Source organism: Synechococcus sp. 63AY4M2 (assembly GCF_002760475.1).
Lineage (GTDB): Bacteria > Cyanobacteriota > Cyanobacteriia > Thermostichales > Thermostichaceae > Thermostichus.
In genome coordinates this window covers 1,303,492-1,319,142 of the sequence record NZ_AXUX01000001.1, presented here as the reverse complement: position 1 = coordinate 1,319,142, position 15,651 = coordinate 1,303,492, and the positions used below count along the sequence as shown (strand labels likewise).

Sequence of the window (15,651 nt, the reverse complement as noted above, 5' to 3'; positions counted from 1 at the left end):
GTTTTGGTGAAGTAAACCTAGCTTCCGTTCCGGGGTGCCCTGGGCTCGCCTCCAGCTTCGCCCTTGGGCTGGGCAGCGGATCCCGCTTTGCGGGCGCTTTTGCAGCAAACGGTGGCCGGCCCGATGGCCATAGCCAATCCCATGCTGTTTCCTCCGCCCAGGGATCCCTTGCCTTAGAATCAGGCTGGAAGGCCTCCCCAGCAAGGTCTGGTTTCCCCTTGGTTTGGACAGGCTGAGGGGAGTTGCTGTCAACCTCGCTCCTTTCCCCATGCAAGCCTGTACCCTGATTGCCCGCGCCAAGATCAATCTCTACCTAGAAATCCTCGGCTCCCGCCCCGATGGCTATTCCGAGGTGGCCATGATCCTACAGAGCATCACTTTGGCGGATCGCGTGCATCTCCAGCGCCGTCCCCACGGGATCCTCTTGATTTGCGATCACCCGGAAGTGCCGGCAGATGCCCGCAACCTGGCCTACCGCGCGGCTGAGCTGCTGCAAAGGGAATGTCGGGCTGAGCTGGGAGTGGAGATCCAGCTGGAAAAACAGATCCCAGTAGCAGCGGGCTTGGCGGGCGGCTCAGCGGATGCGGCGGCAGTTTTGGTGGGTCTGAACCAGCTTTGGGGCCTGGGCCTGACGGTAGGAGAACTGCAGAGCTTGGCGGCCCGTTTGGGATCCGATATTCCCTTTTGTGTGCAGGGGGGGACGCAGTTGGCTACGGGACGGGGAGAAGTTTTACAGCCGCTGGCCGACTGGGAAGGGATCCCGCTGCTGTTGGCCAAGCCCCGGCATCTAGGGGTTTCCACCGCCTGGGCCTATCAGGCCTTTCGGGCTCGCCACGCCGCTGCCTCGCCTTCTGGCGCGCCCTCCCGGCCCACCTTGCCTCAGGTGCTGGCTGCTCTGGAGCGTCGGGATCTGCTGGGCTTGGCCCGCAGTTTGCGCAACGATCTGGAGCAACCAGTTTTGGCCGAGCACGCTATCGTGGGAAAATTGCGCCAGGCCTTGCTCGAGGCAGGAGCGCTGGGATCCCTGATGTCGGGCTCAGGGCCGACGGTGTTTGGGATCATGGCCAGCCTGGAGAGGGCCGCCCAAGCCCGTGACAGTCTGTGCCACCACTTTCCAGAGGTGGATTTCTGGGTAACCCAGTTTGCTCCCACCGGTATTCTGCTGGAGCCGGATCCCCAGGCCCTCCGTCTCCCCTAGGGCCGGTCAGCTCAACTGGGCTAGCCCGGCCTTGGGAAAGGTGCTTTGCCCGCCCCGACCTCTGACTTGACAAGCTTTGGTAACAAGTAGGACATTGAAGCTCTACGGAAAGCAGCTCAAAACTGGCTTGGCCGCAGGCCGGAGAGGAAGATGAGCGAGAGGACGTTGTTTGACAAAGTCTGGGACGCCCATACGGTGCGGATCTTGCCCTCAGGGCAGACGCAGTTGTTCATTGGGCTACACCTCATCCACGAGGTCACCAGCCCCCAGGCTTTTGCCATGCTGCGGGAGCGCAATCTGCCAGTTCTTTTTCCAGAGCGGACGGTGGCGACGGTAGATCACATTATCCCTACAGACAACCGGACGCGACCTTTTGCGGATCCCTTGGCAGAGGAGATGATCCAGGAGCTGGAGCGCAACTGTCGCCAATATCGCATCCGCTTCTACAACAGCGGCTCCGGCCAGCAGGGGATCGTGCATGTGATTGCGCCGGAGCAGGGGCTGACGCAGCCGGGGATGACCATTGCCTGCGGCGATAGCCACACGTCTACCCATGGGGCCTTTGGGGCCATTGCCTTCGGCATCGGCACCAGCCAGGTGCGGGACGTGCTGGCCACCCAAACTCTGGCCTTGTCCAAGCTCAAAGTGCGCCGCATCGAGGTGCACGGCAGGTTGGGGCCGGGGGTTTACGCCAAGGATGTGATCCTCCACATCATCCGCAAGCTGGGGGTCAAAGGCGGGGTGGGCTACGCCTACGAATACGGCGGCAGCACCATCGAGGCCATGAGCATGGAGGAGCGCATGACCCTCTGCAACATGTCCATCGAGGGGGGAGCCCGCTGCGGCTACGTCAATCCCGACGCGGTAACCTTTGAGTATCTAAAGGGACGGGAGTTTGCTCCTCAGGGATCCGACTGGGAGGAGGCAGTGGCCTGGTGGCAAAGCCTGGCCAGCGGCCCCGACGCCGTCTACGACGACGTGGTGGTGTTTCAGGCCGCAGAGATCGCCCCCACCGTAACCTGGGGAATCACCCCTGGTCAGAGCATTGGGGTGGACGAGCGGATCCCGGCACCGGAAGAGCTGCCGGAAAGCGAGCGGGAGCTGGCCAAGGAAGCCTATGCCTACATGGGCTTGCGGCCGGGGGATCCCATCGTGGGCACGCCAGTGGATGTCTGCTTCATTGGCAGTTGCACCAACGGCCGCTTGAGCGATTTGCGGGAGGCGGCCAAGATTGCCAAAGGACAGCGAGTAGCGCCTGGAGTGAAGGCGTTTGTCGTGCCCGGCTCGGAGCGGGTCAAGCAGGAGGCGGAACGCGAGGGCCTGCGCGAGATCTTTGAGGCGGCAGGGTTTGAGTGGCGGGATCCCGGCTGCTCCATGTGTTTGGCCATGAACCCAGACCGCCTCGTAGGCCGGCAGATTAGCGCCTCTTCTTCCAACCGCAACTTTAAGGGTCGCCAGGGATCCCCCAGTGGGCGCACCCTGCTCATGAGCCCGGCCATGGTGGCGGCGGCGGCCGTGAGCGGCAAAGTGGTGGACGTGCGGGAACTGCTCTAGCCAGCGGGGCCGTTCAACCTCCCCCGGCAGCCTGAGCGGCTGCCGGCTGCGAAGAAGGGGGCTAAGACTGGAGAAGCGGGTAGAAGTGCCCCACCGGCCCTTGTCCTGCGCCGATGGCCAGAGGATGCCGCAGGGCTTCGGTAACATAGGCCTTGGCTGCTAGCGTCGCCGCCAAGGGATCCTTGCCCCAAGCCAGTTGCGCCGCAATGGCTGCCGAGAGGGTACAGCCGGTGCCGTGGGTGTGGCGGGTGGGGATGCGCTCGCTTTTGAGGATCTCCAGCCGCTCGCCGTCAAACCACACATCCACCCCCTGCAGTTCCCCTGGCATACCTCCCCCCTTGACCAAAACCGCCTTACAGCCCAGGGCGTAGATGCGGCGGCCCGCCTCCTCCATATCCGCCAATGACTGCAGCTCCATCCCTGCCAAAATCTGGGCCTCGTAGCGGTTGGGGGTAACGACCTGGGCCAGCGGGATCAGCCGCTCGCGGATGGCCTGGATGGCGTCTTCTGCCAGCAGCTTGGCCCCGGTGCGGGAGACCATCACCGGATCCACCACCAGCGGCTGCAGGGCCCACCGCTCCACTTGGCGGGCCACCTCCCGCACGATCTCGACATTGAGCAACATGCCGGTTTTGATCCCTTGCACCCCGATATCCTGCACCACCGCCTCAATCTGGGCGGCCACCGCCTCCGGCGGCAGCGCATCCACGCGGTTGACCCCGAGGGTGTTTTGGGCAGTTACGCAGGTGAGGGCGGAAGTGCCGTGGACGCGCTGGAAGGCAAAGGTGCGCAGATCCGCTTGAATGCCCGCTCCGCCGCCGCTATCGGATCCGGCAATGGTGAGGGCAACAGGGGGATGCTGCTCGGCCAACATTGGAGCCGACATTGGTTCAGATGTGGGGACAGACATTGGCCAAAGGACAAAAACTGCCGAGGGTACCGCTAGCCATTTCTGTCCTTCAGCGTAGCAACGAAATGATTCCCGCTAGCCTCTGAGGTCTTGGGAAAACTCTTTCAGACCCGATAGGCAACGCAGTTGCGAACGCGCCGGCGGCGCGGGCGCTATCCCCAACTCCCCTCTTCCTAAGGAGAGGGGTGGGCTGTCTTCAATCGGAATGGCCATCGTCGGTAGTAGCTACTACCTCCACCCAAGCCCTATCCCCCTCCACCGCCGTCAGGCTCCAGCGCAGAAGCTGAGCTGGCTGTCCTAGCTCCTGGGCCACCTGCTCGGTAAGGGATCCCTCCAGTCGAGCAGCAGAAACCGGCAGGCTTAGGGGCAGGGAAAGGCGGAGAAAGTGCAGCTTCACAGGCCGTTAGAACTCCTTTGAGTAACCCGCACAGAATTGCCCTCAACGGGGGTGGATATCCAAGCAGGGCTAGGAGCCAAACTGGAGACGATAGACCTCCTCCTCTTGGTCCGTCTCCACCTCTAGATTGGAAGTAGGATAGGCTACACACAGCAGCACAAAGCCCTGAGCCTTGAGTTCCGGCCCGATCCCCATGGCGTCAGGCTGGGCCACGGATCCCGACTTCAGCCTCCCTGCACAGGTGGTACAGACTCCCGCCTGGCAGGAAGAGGGCAGCTCTAGGCCGTGTTCGAGAGCCGCCTGTAAAACTGTCTGATCTGCCGCCGCGGTAAACCGGTAGGTTTGGCCCCGGTGATGAACGGTTACCTGGTAAACCATAGCCGTCATCAGGAACGAACCCGCGAAGGAGTGCGGACCACCGTCAGCGACTGCGGCTGGCGCATTTTCTTTATCTGAACCTCGATCTTCTCAGCCCCCTCCGCCTTCAGGTCGGCGATGTAGCGACCTTTATGCGCCTCTGCTTCTTTCTCGCTGGCGAAGGGGCCGTAGTAATAGGTGCAGTCGTCGGTGGTGATCTCAACCCAGACTGCTAGGCCCCGCAGCCTATCCAACAGCCAGACCAAAGGGTTGCCCACGGGATCCATCCCCCCTATTAAGCGCAAAGGATGACTCAGGATCTTTTGCAATCACCTAGATTCTACTGCCTTCGTTGAGGATTTGTTGAGAAATGTTTCGACCTCGGTGGGGGGAGCGCTGCCGGTGGATCTCGTAGAGGGCGATGCCCGCCGCCACCGAAGCATTCAAACTTTCCGTGCGGCCCGCCAAGGGGATCGACAGCAGTTGGTCGCAGTGGCGCTGGGTGAGCAAGCTGATGCCTTCCCCTTCGGATCCCACCACCAAGGCAATAGGTCGGCGAAAGTCGGCGCTGTAGATAGGGGCAGCCCCCTGGCTGGTGGTGCCATAGACCCAAAACCCCTGCCCTTTAAGATATTCCAGGGCGCGATTTAAGTTCACCACCCGCGCCACCGGCAAAGTAGAGAGGGCCCCCGCTGCCACCTTCATCACCGTCGCAGTGACGCCTGCCGCCCGCCGCTGTGGGATCACCATCCCCTGCATGCCAAACGCCTCCACGCTGCGGGCAATAGCCCCCAGGTTGTGGGGATCCTGGATCCCGTCCAGCACCACCAGCACCGGATGGGGGCCGGACTGGCGGCTCTGTTCCACCAGCTCTTCCAGATCCACATAGCGGTAAGGGGTGGCCTGGGCGGCGATCCCCTGGTGGTTGGCTCCAGCGGTGAGAAGGTTTAGCCGCTGGAGAGACACCTCATCGATGACGGTACCCCGTGCTTTGGCTTCTTCCAACAAAGACCAAAATTGGGGGCTGTAGCGCAACCGCGGCAGCACCCACACTCGGTTAAGGGTGGCCTGGCTTCTCAGCGCAGCCAACACGGTTTGGCGACCGTAGATGATCTCTTGTTCAGGTTCGGCTTCGGGATCCCGGTTAACCTGCAGCTCCCCGTCTTCTGGACTGGCAACGGGAGGGCTGGGATTTGGCTGGGGGCGCTCCTGCTCAGCCTTGCGACGAAGCGGCTTTACGGGCGGCTCTTGCGCCGCCGGCTGGAGATGGAGCGGGGAGCCCCCCTCGCGCCGTTTGGTCTGCTTGGGCTTGTTGAAGGGTTGCCCCGCCCCTTGCCGCTGCAGCTTGCTCCGGCGAGACAGCCGTAAGGGAGGTTTGCATTGGGAAGGCTTGGGCATGGGCAGAGAACGGTGCAGAGTAAAAGCCGATCTTAACCTTCCCCCTCGCCTATCGTCTTGGCCAAAACATCGGTGAGAGCGAGAATGTGGCGTAGCCGCTCGGGATCGGTGAGGTAAAGGTAGCCCAAGATGGTTTCCAGGCCACTGGCATTCTGGTAGTCGGCCAAGGGCAAGTGGCGGGGTGGACGACCGCAGCCGTTGCGGCCCCAGCGGACGATCTCCCGCTCTTCAGGGCTGAGATAGGGCAAAAGCGCCAACAACAATCTGGCCTGAGCAGATCCGCGTACCCGCCTTACCACCTGCCGATGGTAAAGCTCTGGCCGAGTGGGAGGAAACAACTGCTGCCGTCGCACGTGCAGTTCGTAAATGGCGTCTCCCAGGTAGGCCAGGGCTGCAGGCGACAGGCGACCGATCTCAGCCAAAGAGAAGCTTGCAGAAGTGGGATCGGACAGGAGATCGCTCACGACAGCTTACAAAAACTATTTGGCTATTTGGAAAAATGCCTAGAACCGCTGCCGTCGGTTCATAGCAAATTCGAGACTCCACTGGCTGGCTCAGTCTATGCTAGGGCAAGCTTCCTGCCTTCTGCCAGTCTCACTGCTGCCCTGAACTTTTCCCTCGCCTGCTCAGGTTATTGGATCACAAAGACGCTGCAAGCCTTGAAAAGCCAGCTGAAACCCCGTCAAGAAGCTGGAGAGCAAAATCCAGGGAAGCTGTGGGCAAGCGGGCCGGCATCAACGCGAAAAGCTGGAAAGCAGAGCCCATCTGGCCAAGCCGCCGCTCAGCAGAGGATGGAGAGACTCGCAAGGCCGTCCAAGACAAGGGGATGGATGGAGAGGGGAAGCCGCTTAACCAAAATTGGGAAACAACAGATCTCCATTGAGCAGAAGCAGGTAGGCGACGATTGCCCCGCCCATGCCCCCTACCAAAAAGCCGGCGGCCAGTTCGCTCCAAGATTGGGATCCCTGCACCGGCCCGTCGTTGCGCTGCGGGGAGACGGTGCCGTAGAGAGAGAGAGCTGCCGTCATGATTAAGATCAGGCCACAGGCTCCCAGGAAACCGCTCAGCAGGCCGATGGGCTCGCTGCGCAGCGGCCCTAGCTTGGCAAAAGGCCCCACCAACCAATAGCCGTGGGCCATGCCAATTTCCAAACCCCGCCAAATGGAGCTCAATCCCGGCCGGTTGATGGGCAACCAGTCTATCAACAGACGGACAACAGGCGCGTGGTTGATCGGCGTCCAGAAATCGCCAATCTGCGGATCCCCTTCCGGGACGGCGATATATCCCCTATTAGGAGAAACGGTATCGGCAGTGGGTTCAACCATGTCGGCAACTCTGGTTCCAGTGCAAAAAGGGTTAGAAAAACCTCAAATTCCAAAAAGTCTGGCTTAAAAGACCAGGGATCCCTGTGGGTGTTGCTGGCGCGGCTGGGGATCCCTGGCTTGCGAGTTCAGAACGTCAAAATGTCGGGGAAGAAGCGGTTGATCTCGATGAACAGCGCAAAAACGAAGCTGGAAAACAAGATAAAGGCCACTGGAGCCGTGGTGAGAAACTTGGTGAAATCAGACATACATACCTCTCAAGTTGGATGGGTGAAGCTAAGCCAAAAGCCGAGGAGAAGCCCCTTCTTCAGCGAGGAGAGATGGGCACGGCCTCTTCCGGCTCCTGAATTTCGCCGCTGGCAATTTCCTTGAAAGCAGCGGCAGGCCAGGCCAAAGCCGTGAGGAAACAGCGCAGCGCCAAGGGGACGTCGATGATGCTTTCTTTCATCTCCGGCTCGTCGCTATTCCGGACAGCAATCAGATAGGAGCGCCCAGCCCAGCCCAGCCAGCCGGCGATGTAGAGGAAAAGCAGGCCAGGGATGAGAAACTCGCCTGCATGGCTCCAGCGGCCATCGGTAACCAGGTGGGGCAAGCCTTCTTCGCCACAGAGCAGCTTGCTGTAGCGCTCAAAACGCTTTTCGGTTTGGACCAACTTTTGCTGGTAAAGGGGAGCCAACTCAGGGCTAGCGTTGCGGATTTTCTCTTCAAGGCTGCTCAGGCGCTGATCTCGTAGAGCCTGGAAAGCAGGAACTTCGCTACAAGGCTTCAAGCCAATCAAAGGCTCTGCCTGCACTGCCTGGGTAAAACCAAGCGCTAGGCAAAGGGCCAAAAGGAGACTCAAAAGGGTTCGCATGGCAGGATGTGTCCTTGAGCTAGGGACTCAATGGGGAGGAATGCTCAGTGCAGAAACGAGCACCAAACGGTTAGTATCATACTCCTGAGCGCCTTATCCGGAGGGATCTCGGGTTTTAGCTCACACAATTCTTAAGGATCCTGAGGCATTCCCACCCCTTTTTCCCATGGCCTGTGTCCTTGCCATTGAAACCAGTTGTGACGAAACGGCTGTGGCGGTGGTGGAGGCGGAGCCAACCTGGCCAACCTTTGCCCCGCGGCAGCTCAGCTCGGTGGTAGCTAGCCAGATCGACCTCCATGCAGCCTACGGGGGCGTGGTGCCGGAGGTGGCTGCCCGCCGCCATGTGGAAACTTTGCCATTTGTACTGGAGTCAGCGCTGCAGCAGGCCGGGCTAGGCGTAGCCGAGGTGGATGCCATTGCCGTAACTTGTGCGCCGGGCCTGGTGGGATCCTTACTGGTGGGGCTGATGGCGGCCAAGACCTTGGCGCTGCTCTACGATAAGCCCTTGATTGGGGTACATCACCTGGAGGGCCATCTCTTCAGCGGCTTTTTGGCCACAGCCGACTTGCAACCTCCCTGCCTGTGCCTTTTGGTTTCGGGAGGCCACACCAGCTTGATCTGGATGAAGGACTACGGGGAGTACCAGACGATGGGCCGCACCCGCGACGATGCTGCCGGCGAAGCCTTTGATAAGGTGGCGCGGCTGTTGGGGCTGGGCTATCCGGGCGGGCCCCAGATCGACCGCTGGGCGCAACAAGGGGATCCCCATCGCTTTCCCCTGCCGGAAGGCAAGCTGGACCACCCCTACGACACCAGCTTCAGTGGCCTGAAGACGGCTGTGCTGCGCCTCGTCCAGCACTTGCAGCAGGAAGGCCAGGAGCTGCCCATTGCCGACATTGCCGCCAGCTTTCAGGCCTGCCTAACGCGCGTCCTCACGGAAAAAGCCGTGGCCTGCGCCGAAGCTCTTGGCCTCTCAACCCTGCTGCTGACTGGCGGGGTAGCTGCCAACCGGGAGCTGCGCGCTCGCCTTCTGGAAGCGGGCCAGCAAAAGGGCCTGCGGGTGGTGATCCCGCCCCCAAACCTCTGTACCGACAACGCCGCCATGATTGGGGCAGCCGGCCTCTGTCACTGGCTGCGCGGGGAGGTCTCCCCCTTGGATTTGGGCGTGGCTTCGCGCATGGCGCTGGAGGAGATCCCTGCTCTCTACACGGCTGGGCGCAAAGATTACCGCGAGCTGCCAACAGGTTCTGCCGTCGCTCTCTGACGCTGTCTCACCTCGAGGTAGATGAGCAAGGCGTTGATGTCGGCGGGGTTGACGCCGCCAATGCGGGCCGCCTGGCCCACGGTCAGAGGCCGGACTGCCGCCAGTTTCTCCCGCGACTCTTTGGAGAGGGTGGGGATGGAGTGGTAGTCCAGATCGGGGGGCAGGGGGCGGTGGTACTGCTTGCTCACCTGCTCGATCTGGGCTTGTTGCCGCTGGATGTAGCCGCTGTATTTGACAGCAATTTCTGCTGCCTCCTGCTCAAAGGGATCCAGCTCCTCATTTCCCAACCCCAGCTCTAGCAGGTCGGCGTAGTGGATCGGGTTGCGGCGCAGGAGCTCGGCCAAGGTGGCGGATCCTTTGATCCCCTGGCCGGTCAGTTGGCTGAGGTGGATCCCGGCGGGGTCGTGGGCCTTAACCCGCTGGGTTTCCAGGCGCTCGATCTCGGCGGCAATGCGGGCCTGCTTGGCCTGGAAGAGGGCCCAGCGGCGGTCGTCGATGAGGCCCCATTCCCGCCCCAGGGGGGTGAGGCGTTGGTCGGCGTTGTCGGCGCGTAGGATAAGGCGGTATTCGGAGCGGCTGGTGAGCATGCGGTAGGGCTCCCGCAGCTCTTTGGTGCAGAGGTCGTCGATGAGGGTGCCGATGTAGCTGGACTCCCGCGGCAGGGTTACCAGCGGCTTCCCCTGCACCAGGCGGGCGGCGTTGATCCCGGCAATGAGCCCCTGGGCTGCTGCTTCTTCGTAGCCGGTGGTGCCGTTAATTTGGCCGGCACAGAACAGCCCCTGCACCTTCTTGGTCATCAGGGTGGGGTAGAGCTGGGTGGCCGGCAGATAGTCGTATTCCACGGCGTAGGCAGGCCGCAGCATGACGCACCGCTCCAGGCCGGGCAGGGAGCGCAGCATCTGGATCTGGATCTTTTCTGGCATCCCCGTCGAGAACCCCTGGATGTAGAGCTCCGGCAGATCCCGCCCCTCTGGCTCAATAAAAATTTGATGGCTTTCCTTGTCGGCAAAGCGGACGATCTTGTCTTCGATGCTGGGGCAGTAGCGGGGCCCCTTGGCCTCCACCCAGCCGCCGTAGACCGGCGTCTCGTGGAGGTTTTCGCGGATGATGCGGTGGGTCTCCGGCGTGGTGCGGGTGAGATAGCAGTCCATCTGCTCCCGCGGCACCCACACCTCCGGGTCAAAGCTAAACCAGCGCAGGTCGGGATCCCCTGGCTGCCGCTCCATCACGGAAAAATCGACGCTGCGGCGATCCACACGGGCAGGGGTGCCCGTCTTCAGCCGACCTGTCTCAAAGCCCAGTTGGCGCAGGGTGTCGGTCAGGCCTTCGACGGCAAATTCCCCCGCTCTGCCAGCAGGCTGCCAGTGGCGGCCAATCCAGATGCGCCCTCCCAGAAAGGTGCCCGTGGTCAGGATCACCGCCCCACAGCCGAAGACGCTGCCAAAATGGGTAACCACGCCCACCACCTCATCGTTGCGCCCCAGCACCAGGTCGGTGACAGTGCCCTCGCGGATGCTCAGATTGGGCTGGTTTTCCACCACCGAGCGCATTACCCGCGCGTACTCCCGCTTGTCGGTTTGCGCCCGCAAGGCCCATACCGCCGGCCCCCGCGAGCGGTTGAGCACCCGCTTTTGCAAATAGGTGCGGTCGGTAACTTTGCCCATCTCGCCGCCAAGGGCGTCGATTTCGTGCACCAGTTGCGACTTGGCCGGGCCCCCCACAGCGGGGTTACAGGGCTGCCAGGCGATCTTGTCCAGGTTCAACGTCAGCATCAAGGTATTACAGCCCAGCCGCGCTGCCGCCAGGGCCGCTTCACAGCCAGCGTGTCCCCCACCCACGACGATCACGTCGTAGTGGTCGAGAAAGTCCACGTTGTCCCGTCCAACTTTGAGCATAGGATCGCCCCCGCGGAATACCGGGATCCCCTATCCCAATTAGGTTGTTACAGCTTGTTTCTCCAGTCTAGCGACGGATAGAGGGCTATCCCCAAATCTCGGCAAGAGAAAGCCAGACCTCCACCAGTCTGCCGCTCCGAGGTTGCCCAAACCGGCTAGGATCCCGCTCTCCCCAGCCGGATCTAATTCAGACTATTTTAGTCGGGTTTAGTTGACGGGGTCGATCGCGGGTGATAGGATTGCCCTCGACGACGGGTAAACAAGATCCAGCCCTTTCTCCTGTCTGAGGCTTCCTATGACCCAAACCCTTTCCCACCGCCCGCTCAGCCCTGCCGATTTGCCGCCCAGCTCGGCCTTGCGCACCCTCCAGGTGGGCTTTAGGCGCTTGCGCTGTCGGGAATGTGGGGCCGAGTATGAGCCGGTGGCCAAGCACGTGTGCGACCTGTGTTTTGGCCCCCTGGAAGTGGTCTATGACTACGACTGGCTCAAGAGCGTTGTCAGCCGGCAGAGCATCCAGGCCGGGCCGCTCTCCATCTGGCGCTACCGACCTTTCCTGCCGGTCCTTTCGGAGCGGCCCATCGATGTGGGCACCGGCATGACGCCGCTGGTGAAGGCGGAGCGGCTGGGCCGGCGGCTGGGGTTAAAAAACCTCTACCTCAAGAACGACGCCGTCAACATGCCCACCCTCAGCTTTAAGGATCGGGTGGTGTCGGTGGCCCTGACCCGCGCCAAGGAGCTGGGCTTTACCACCGTTTCCTGCGCCAGCACGGGCAACTTGGCCAACTCCACGGCTGCCATCGCCGCCCACGCCGGCCTGGACTGCACCATCTTCATCCCGGCGGATCTGGAGGCGGGCAAGGTGCTGGGATCCCTCATCTACAATCCCACCGTCATGGCCGTGGAGGGCAACTACGACCAGGTCAACCGCCTCTGCGCCGAGGTGGCGGATCGCTACGGCTGGGGCTTTGTCAACATCAACCTGCGCCCCTACTACGCAGAAGGCTCGAAAACCTTAGCCTACGAGGTGGCGGAGCAACTGGGGTGGCAACTGCCGGATCAGGTGGTGATCCCGCTGGCGTCGGGATCCCTGTACACCAAGATTTACAAAGGTTTTCAGGAGTTTGTGAAGGTGGGGCTGGTGGCGGAGAAGCCGGTTATCTTCCACGGCGCCCAGGCGCAGGGATGTTCGCCCATTGCCCAGGCCTTTCGCGAGGGGCGGGATTTTGTTACTCCGGTTAAGCCGAATACCATCGCCAAGTCTATTGCCATCGGCAACCCTGCCGACGGCATCTACGCCCTGGAGATTGCCCGCAAAACCGGCGGCCAGATCGCGACGGCCACGGATCCCGAGATCGTGGCCGGCATCAAGCTCTTGGCCGAGACTGAGGGTATCTTCACCGAGACGGCTGGCGGCACCACCATTGCCGTGCTCAAACGCCTGGCCGAATCGGGCCAGCTTGATCCTGAGGCGGTTACGGTAGCCTATATTACCGGCAATGGCTTGAAAACCCAGGAGGCGGTGCAGGCGCACGTGGGCCATCCGCTGGTGATCTCGCCCAAGCTGGAGAGCTTTGAACAGGCATTGGAGCGCGCCCGCACTCTGGAGCGGCTGGACTGGCAGGAGGCTTCGGTTTGAAGCGAGAGGGATCCCCCTGGGCTCTTAACGGCGTCTTAGTGAAGAACTGTTACGATCCCTGGCACAGACCCACTCGCTCAGGAGCTCTGCACCATGCCTATCCTCCGTTCTGTCCGTCACTTTGCGCGTCGCTGCTTGCCGGTGGCAGTGGCGGTGTTGACCCCCCTTGCTTTGGCTCCCACGGCTCGGCCTCAGGGGCTGAACACCATTGCCGTTGAGCTGGAAACTTTGCCCAGCAGCTACTCGACGTTGGCGACGGCTTTGCGGGCGGCGGGGCTGAACACGGCGTTGGCGGGGCCGGGGCCGTTCACGGTCTTTGCCCCTTCCGATGTGGCCTTTAGGAAACTGCCGCCGGGCACCGTGGAGACGTTGTTGCAGCCGGCCAATCGGGATCAGCTCACCCGCATCCTCACCTATCATGTGGTGCCGGGGCGGATTACCTCGTTTGACCTGCGGCCTGGCCAATCGGCCACTCTGACCACCTTGGCGGGGCTGCCGCTGCGGGTGCAGGTGGGAGCCGATGGCAGCATCCGGGTCAACGGGGCCAATGTGAACTTGGCGGATATTCCGGTTGCCAACGGGGTGATTCACGGCATTGACGGGGTGCTGCTACCCTAGTCTTCTAAGGTTGGTCGCTGGACGAAGCATTGGCTTATGGCAGTCAAGGTGTTAATTCCCACCACGCTGCGGGTGCTCACCCGGGATCAGGAGGTGGTAAGTTGCGAGGGATCCACCGTTCGGGAATTGCTGGAGGCCTTGGAGCAGACCTATCCGGGCATCAAGGCGCGGCTGTGCGATGAAAAGGGGGAATTGCGCCGCTTTGTCAATCTCTATGTCAACAGCGAAGACATTCGCTTCCTCCAGGGATCGGACACGCCTCTACAGGATGGGGATGAGGTGAGCATCGTCCCTGCTGTTGCCGGGGGATGAAAGTTGCCGAGCCGGCTGTGGCTGCTTGGGAGTGGTTAAGCAAGCCGGCGCCGCTGGTGGCGCCTACGTTGCTGGGCATGGTGCTGGTGCGGCAATTTGCCGATGGGCTGCAGGTGCGGGCGCAGATTGTGGAAACGGAAGCCTACACCGCCGGCGATCCGGCATGCCACGCCTATCGCCGCAAGACCCGCCGCAACCAGGTGATGTTCGGGCCGCCCGGCCATCTCTACGTCTATCGCATCTACGGCCTCTACCACTGTCTCAACATCGTCACCGAGGCGGAAGGGATCGCGTCAGCGGTTTTGATCCGGGCAGCCCAGTTGGATTGCCTGCCGGAGTGGATCCCGGCCAACAAGCGCTTGAAACCGGCGCGGGTGGCGGCGGGGCCGGGCCTGCTCTGCCAAGCGCTGCGCATCGACGGATCCCACAATGGCTGGCGGCTGGAACCGGTGGCAGCCGGCCAGGAAGGCATTTGGCTAGAGGGATCCCCTGCTTGGGAGGCACAGTTCCCCATTGTCCAAACTACCCGCATCGGCATTACCCGCGGGGTAGAGCTTCCCTGGCGCTGGTACATTAAGGGGCATCCGGCGGTGTCGCACTATTAGTGGGGGCAAGCCGACAATGCTGCCGCAAGGCAAAGACTCCTGGCAAAGGCTGTCTGGGCTGGTCAGCGGCGTTGTGCTGCTCCTGCCCGCGTTGGCCCAGCCGGTTGCAACTTCTCCAGGACTCTTGACAATGCAAGCCCAGCGCCACTCCCCCTATCGCACCAGGTTGCAGCGCTGGCATGCCCCCCAAGGTTTTCAGGGCTGGTCAGCCCGCGGGATCCGGCTGAACGCCCAAGGGCAATTGGTCTTAGATCCAGAGAGCTGGCGGCAAGAAGTCAGCCTTGAGGAGCCGCAGTCGCCATTGCGCGGACGTCCTTTTCATCCCCCCGGCAGCTATTGGGTGGGAGAAGCCATCAGCCCGGAAGTTCCCGCCAGCTTTCCTCTGGTGGAAGCAATCGTCTCCTGGAATGCCACCACCCCTCCCGGCACCTGGCTAGAAGTGGAGATCCGGGCCAAGCTTGCGGGGCGCTGGACGAAGTGGTATCACGCCGGCGTGTGGGCTGCCGATCCGCCCACCCTGGCCAGCCACTCCGTGCGCGGGCAGGAAGACGCAGATGGCAACCTGCACACGGACTTGTTGGTGCTCAAGGATACCCACAACGGGGCAGAGGCTTTCCAAGTCAGGGTGCGCCTGTTCACGCAAGAGGCGGGCCGCTCTCCCCTGGTGGATCAGGTGGCGGTTGCCTTTTCCAACCAGCCGGCCCAGCCCGACCGCCTCTCCCCTGGGGATCCCAGCCGCTGGGGCCAGGTCTTGGAGCTGCCCTTGTGTTCCCAAATGGTCTATGCCGACGGGGGAGCAGCTTGGTGCAGCCCCACTGCCTTGGCGATGGTGATGGCCTACTGGCAGCGGGATCCCCCCCCCTGTGAGCCGTTGGTGCGCGCCGCGGCGGCCGGGGTGTACGACCGGGTTTACCAGGGCCACGGCAACTGGGCCTTCAACGTGGCTCATGCCGCCGAGCGGGGTTTGGCCGGCGTGGTGGCGCGGCTGCAGAGCCTGGCCCAGGCAGAAGCCTGGATCGCGGCCGGCGTGCCGGCTATCCTCAGCTATGCCTGGGGCGAGGGCGAGCTGGAGGGGGCGCCGATCCCCAAAAGCAACGGCCATCTGGCGGTGCTGGTGGGGTTCGACCGCCAAGGGGATCCCATCCTCCACGATCCGGCGGCCAAGACCAACGAAGAAGTTCGCCGCACCTACCGCCGCGACCAGCTAGAGCCTTTGTGGTTGGCCCACTCCGGGGGTACCGTCTATTTGATCTATCCGCGAGGGTGGCCAATTCCGGACCCATAGGTTAGCCCCGGCCTTCCACCGGGCTGGAGGCTTCTGCTCGAAGAGGC

At 62.3% G+C, this 15,651-nt stretch carries 18 protein-coding genes; 8 read left to right on the top strand and 10 right to left on the bottom strand.

The genetic code is table 11. From position 1 onward, the window contains the following. The first annotated feature begins 268 nt into the window (after nucleotides 1-268). Nucleotides 269-1,198, top strand: a complete 930-nt coding sequence (gene ispE, locus SYN63AY4M2_RS05900) for a 4-(cytidine 5'-diphospho)-2-C-methyl-D-erythritol kinase (RefSeq protein ID WP_099812544.1) — start codon at nucleotides 269-271, stop codon at nucleotides 1,196-1,198. A gap of 150 nt (nucleotides 1,199-1,348) precedes the next feature. After that, nucleotides 1,349-2,752 (top strand): 3-isopropylmalate dehydratase large subunit, encoded by a 1,404-nt coding sequence (leuC, locus tag SYN63AY4M2_RS05895; protein ID WP_099887266.1) that lies wholly within the window; start codon nucleotides 1,349-1,351, stop codon nucleotides 2,750-2,752. 61 nt (nucleotides 2,753-2,813) lie between these two features. Here leuC and thiD read toward each other — a convergent pair whose 3' ends face one another. From thiD to SYN63AY4M2_RS05850, 9 genes are all read right to left on the bottom strand, one after another. Continuing rightward, nucleotides 2,814-3,638 (bottom strand): bifunctional hydroxymethylpyrimidine kinase/phosphomethylpyrimidine kinase, encoded by an 825-nt coding sequence (gene thiD / locus SYN63AY4M2_RS05890; RefSeq protein ID WP_228375400.1) that lies wholly within the window; start codon nucleotides 3,636-3,638, stop codon nucleotides 2,814-2,816. 220 nt (nucleotides 3,639-3,858) lie between these two features. Next, nucleotides 3,859-4,059, bottom strand: coding sequence for a hypothetical protein (locus tag SYN63AY4M2_RS05885; RefSeq protein WP_011429198.1), 201 nt, complete (start codon nucleotides 4,057-4,059; stop codon nucleotides 3,859-3,861). A gap of 69 nt (nucleotides 4,060-4,128) precedes the next feature. Further along, complete coding sequence (locus SYN63AY4M2_RS05880; protein WP_041438053.1) at nucleotides 4,129-4,446, bottom strand: 2Fe-2S iron-sulfur cluster-binding protein; 318 nt, start codon at nucleotides 4,444-4,446, stop codon at nucleotides 4,129-4,131. Further along, nucleotides 4,446-4,703, bottom strand: coding sequence for a DUF1816 domain-containing protein (locus SYN63AY4M2_RS05875; RefSeq protein ID WP_011429200.1), 258 nt, complete (start codon nucleotides 4,701-4,703; stop codon nucleotides 4,446-4,448). The genes SYN63AY4M2_RS05880 and SYN63AY4M2_RS05875 overlap by 1 nt, the downstream gene beginning before the upstream one ends. A gap of 46 nt (nucleotides 4,704-4,749) precedes the next feature. Next, nucleotides 4,750-5,814, bottom strand: coding sequence for a 23S rRNA (guanosine(2251)-2'-O)-methyltransferase RlmB (gene rlmB, locus SYN63AY4M2_RS05870; RefSeq protein ID WP_011429201.1), 1,065 nt, complete (start codon nucleotides 5,812-5,814; stop codon nucleotides 4,750-4,752). A gap of 32 nt (nucleotides 5,815-5,846) precedes the next feature. Continuing rightward, the gene (locus SYN63AY4M2_RS05865) at nucleotides 5,847-6,278 is read right to left on the bottom strand and encodes a ribonuclease III domain-containing protein (RefSeq protein WP_011429202.1); all 432 of its coding nucleotides are present in this window, start codon (nucleotides 6,276-6,278) and stop codon (nucleotides 5,847-5,849) included. 384 nt (nucleotides 6,279-6,662) lie between these two features. Further along, nucleotides 6,663-7,139 (bottom strand): photosystem I reaction center protein subunit XI, encoded by a 477-nt coding sequence (locus SYN63AY4M2_RS05860; RefSeq protein WP_011429203.1) that lies wholly within the window; start codon nucleotides 7,137-7,139, stop codon nucleotides 6,663-6,665. 125 nt (nucleotides 7,140-7,264) lie between these two features. Further along, complete coding sequence (locus SYN63AY4M2_RS05855) at nucleotides 7,265-7,384, bottom strand: photosystem I reaction center subunit IX (RefSeq protein ID WP_011429204.1); 120 nt, start codon at nucleotides 7,382-7,384, stop codon at nucleotides 7,265-7,267. 59 nt (nucleotides 7,385-7,443) lie between these two features. After that, complete coding sequence (locus SYN63AY4M2_RS05850; RefSeq protein ID WP_099884311.1) at nucleotides 7,444-7,989, bottom strand: Photosystem I reaction center subunit III; 546 nt, start codon at nucleotides 7,987-7,989, stop codon at nucleotides 7,444-7,446. 166 nt (nucleotides 7,990-8,155) lie between these two features. On the opposite strand from SYN63AY4M2_RS05850, the gene tsaD reads away from it, so the two are divergent. Beyond that, on the top strand, nucleotides 8,156-9,253 hold the full coding sequence (gene tsaD / locus SYN63AY4M2_RS05845) for a tRNA (adenosine(37)-N6)-threonylcarbamoyltransferase complex transferase subunit TsaD (protein ID WP_099835670.1): 1,098 nt from the start codon (nucleotides 8,156-8,158) through the stop codon (nucleotides 9,251-9,253). On the opposite strand, the gene mnmG is transcribed toward tsaD, so the two are convergent. Continuing rightward, nucleotides 9,214-11,148 (bottom strand): tRNA uridine-5-carboxymethylaminomethyl(34) synthesis enzyme MnmG, encoded by a 1,935-nt coding sequence (mnmG, locus tag SYN63AY4M2_RS05840; RefSeq protein WP_099812537.1) that lies wholly within the window; start codon nucleotides 11,146-11,148, stop codon nucleotides 9,214-9,216. The two genes, tsaD and mnmG, sit on opposite strands and share 40 nt — an antisense overlap. A gap of 295 nt (nucleotides 11,149-11,443) precedes the next feature. Between mnmG and thrC the strand changes: the two genes are divergently transcribed. The 5 genes from thrC (at nucleotide 11,444) to SYN63AY4M2_RS05815 (ending at nucleotide 15,604) form a co-directional block, all read left to right on the top strand. Further along, the gene (gene thrC, locus SYN63AY4M2_RS05835) at nucleotides 11,444-12,784 is read left to right on the top strand and encodes a threonine synthase (protein WP_240530502.1); all 1,341 of its coding nucleotides are present in this window, start codon (nucleotides 11,444-11,446) and stop codon (nucleotides 12,782-12,784) included. Nucleotides 12,785-12,877: 93 nt separating this feature from the next. Continuing rightward, nucleotides 12,878-13,402 carry a fasciclin domain-containing protein gene (locus tag SYN63AY4M2_RS05830; protein WP_099887265.1) on the top strand — a complete coding sequence of 175 codons (525 nt, stop codon included), beginning with the start codon at nucleotides 12,878-12,880 and terminating at the stop codon, nucleotides 13,400-13,402. A gap of 36 nt (nucleotides 13,403-13,438) precedes the next feature. Continuing rightward, nucleotides 13,439-13,714, top strand: a complete 276-nt coding sequence (locus tag SYN63AY4M2_RS05825; RefSeq protein WP_011429210.1) for a ubiquitin-like small modifier protein 1 — start codon at nucleotides 13,439-13,441, stop codon at nucleotides 13,712-13,714. Beyond that, nucleotides 13,711-14,319 carry a DNA-3-methyladenine glycosylase gene (locus SYN63AY4M2_RS05820; RefSeq protein ID WP_049749704.1) on the top strand — a complete coding sequence of 203 codons (609 nt, stop codon included), beginning with the start codon at nucleotides 13,711-13,713 and terminating at the stop codon, nucleotides 14,317-14,319. Before SYN63AY4M2_RS05825 ends, SYN63AY4M2_RS05820 begins: the two co-directional genes overlap by 4 nt. A 16-nt stretch (nucleotides 14,320-14,335) precedes the next feature. Further along, a complete protein-coding gene (locus tag SYN63AY4M2_RS05815) occupies nucleotides 14,336-15,604 on the top strand; it encodes a peptidase C39 family protein (RefSeq protein WP_011429212.1) in 1,269 nt (422 codons plus the stop codon). The last annotated feature ends 47 nt before the right edge of the window (nucleotides 15,605-15,651 follow it).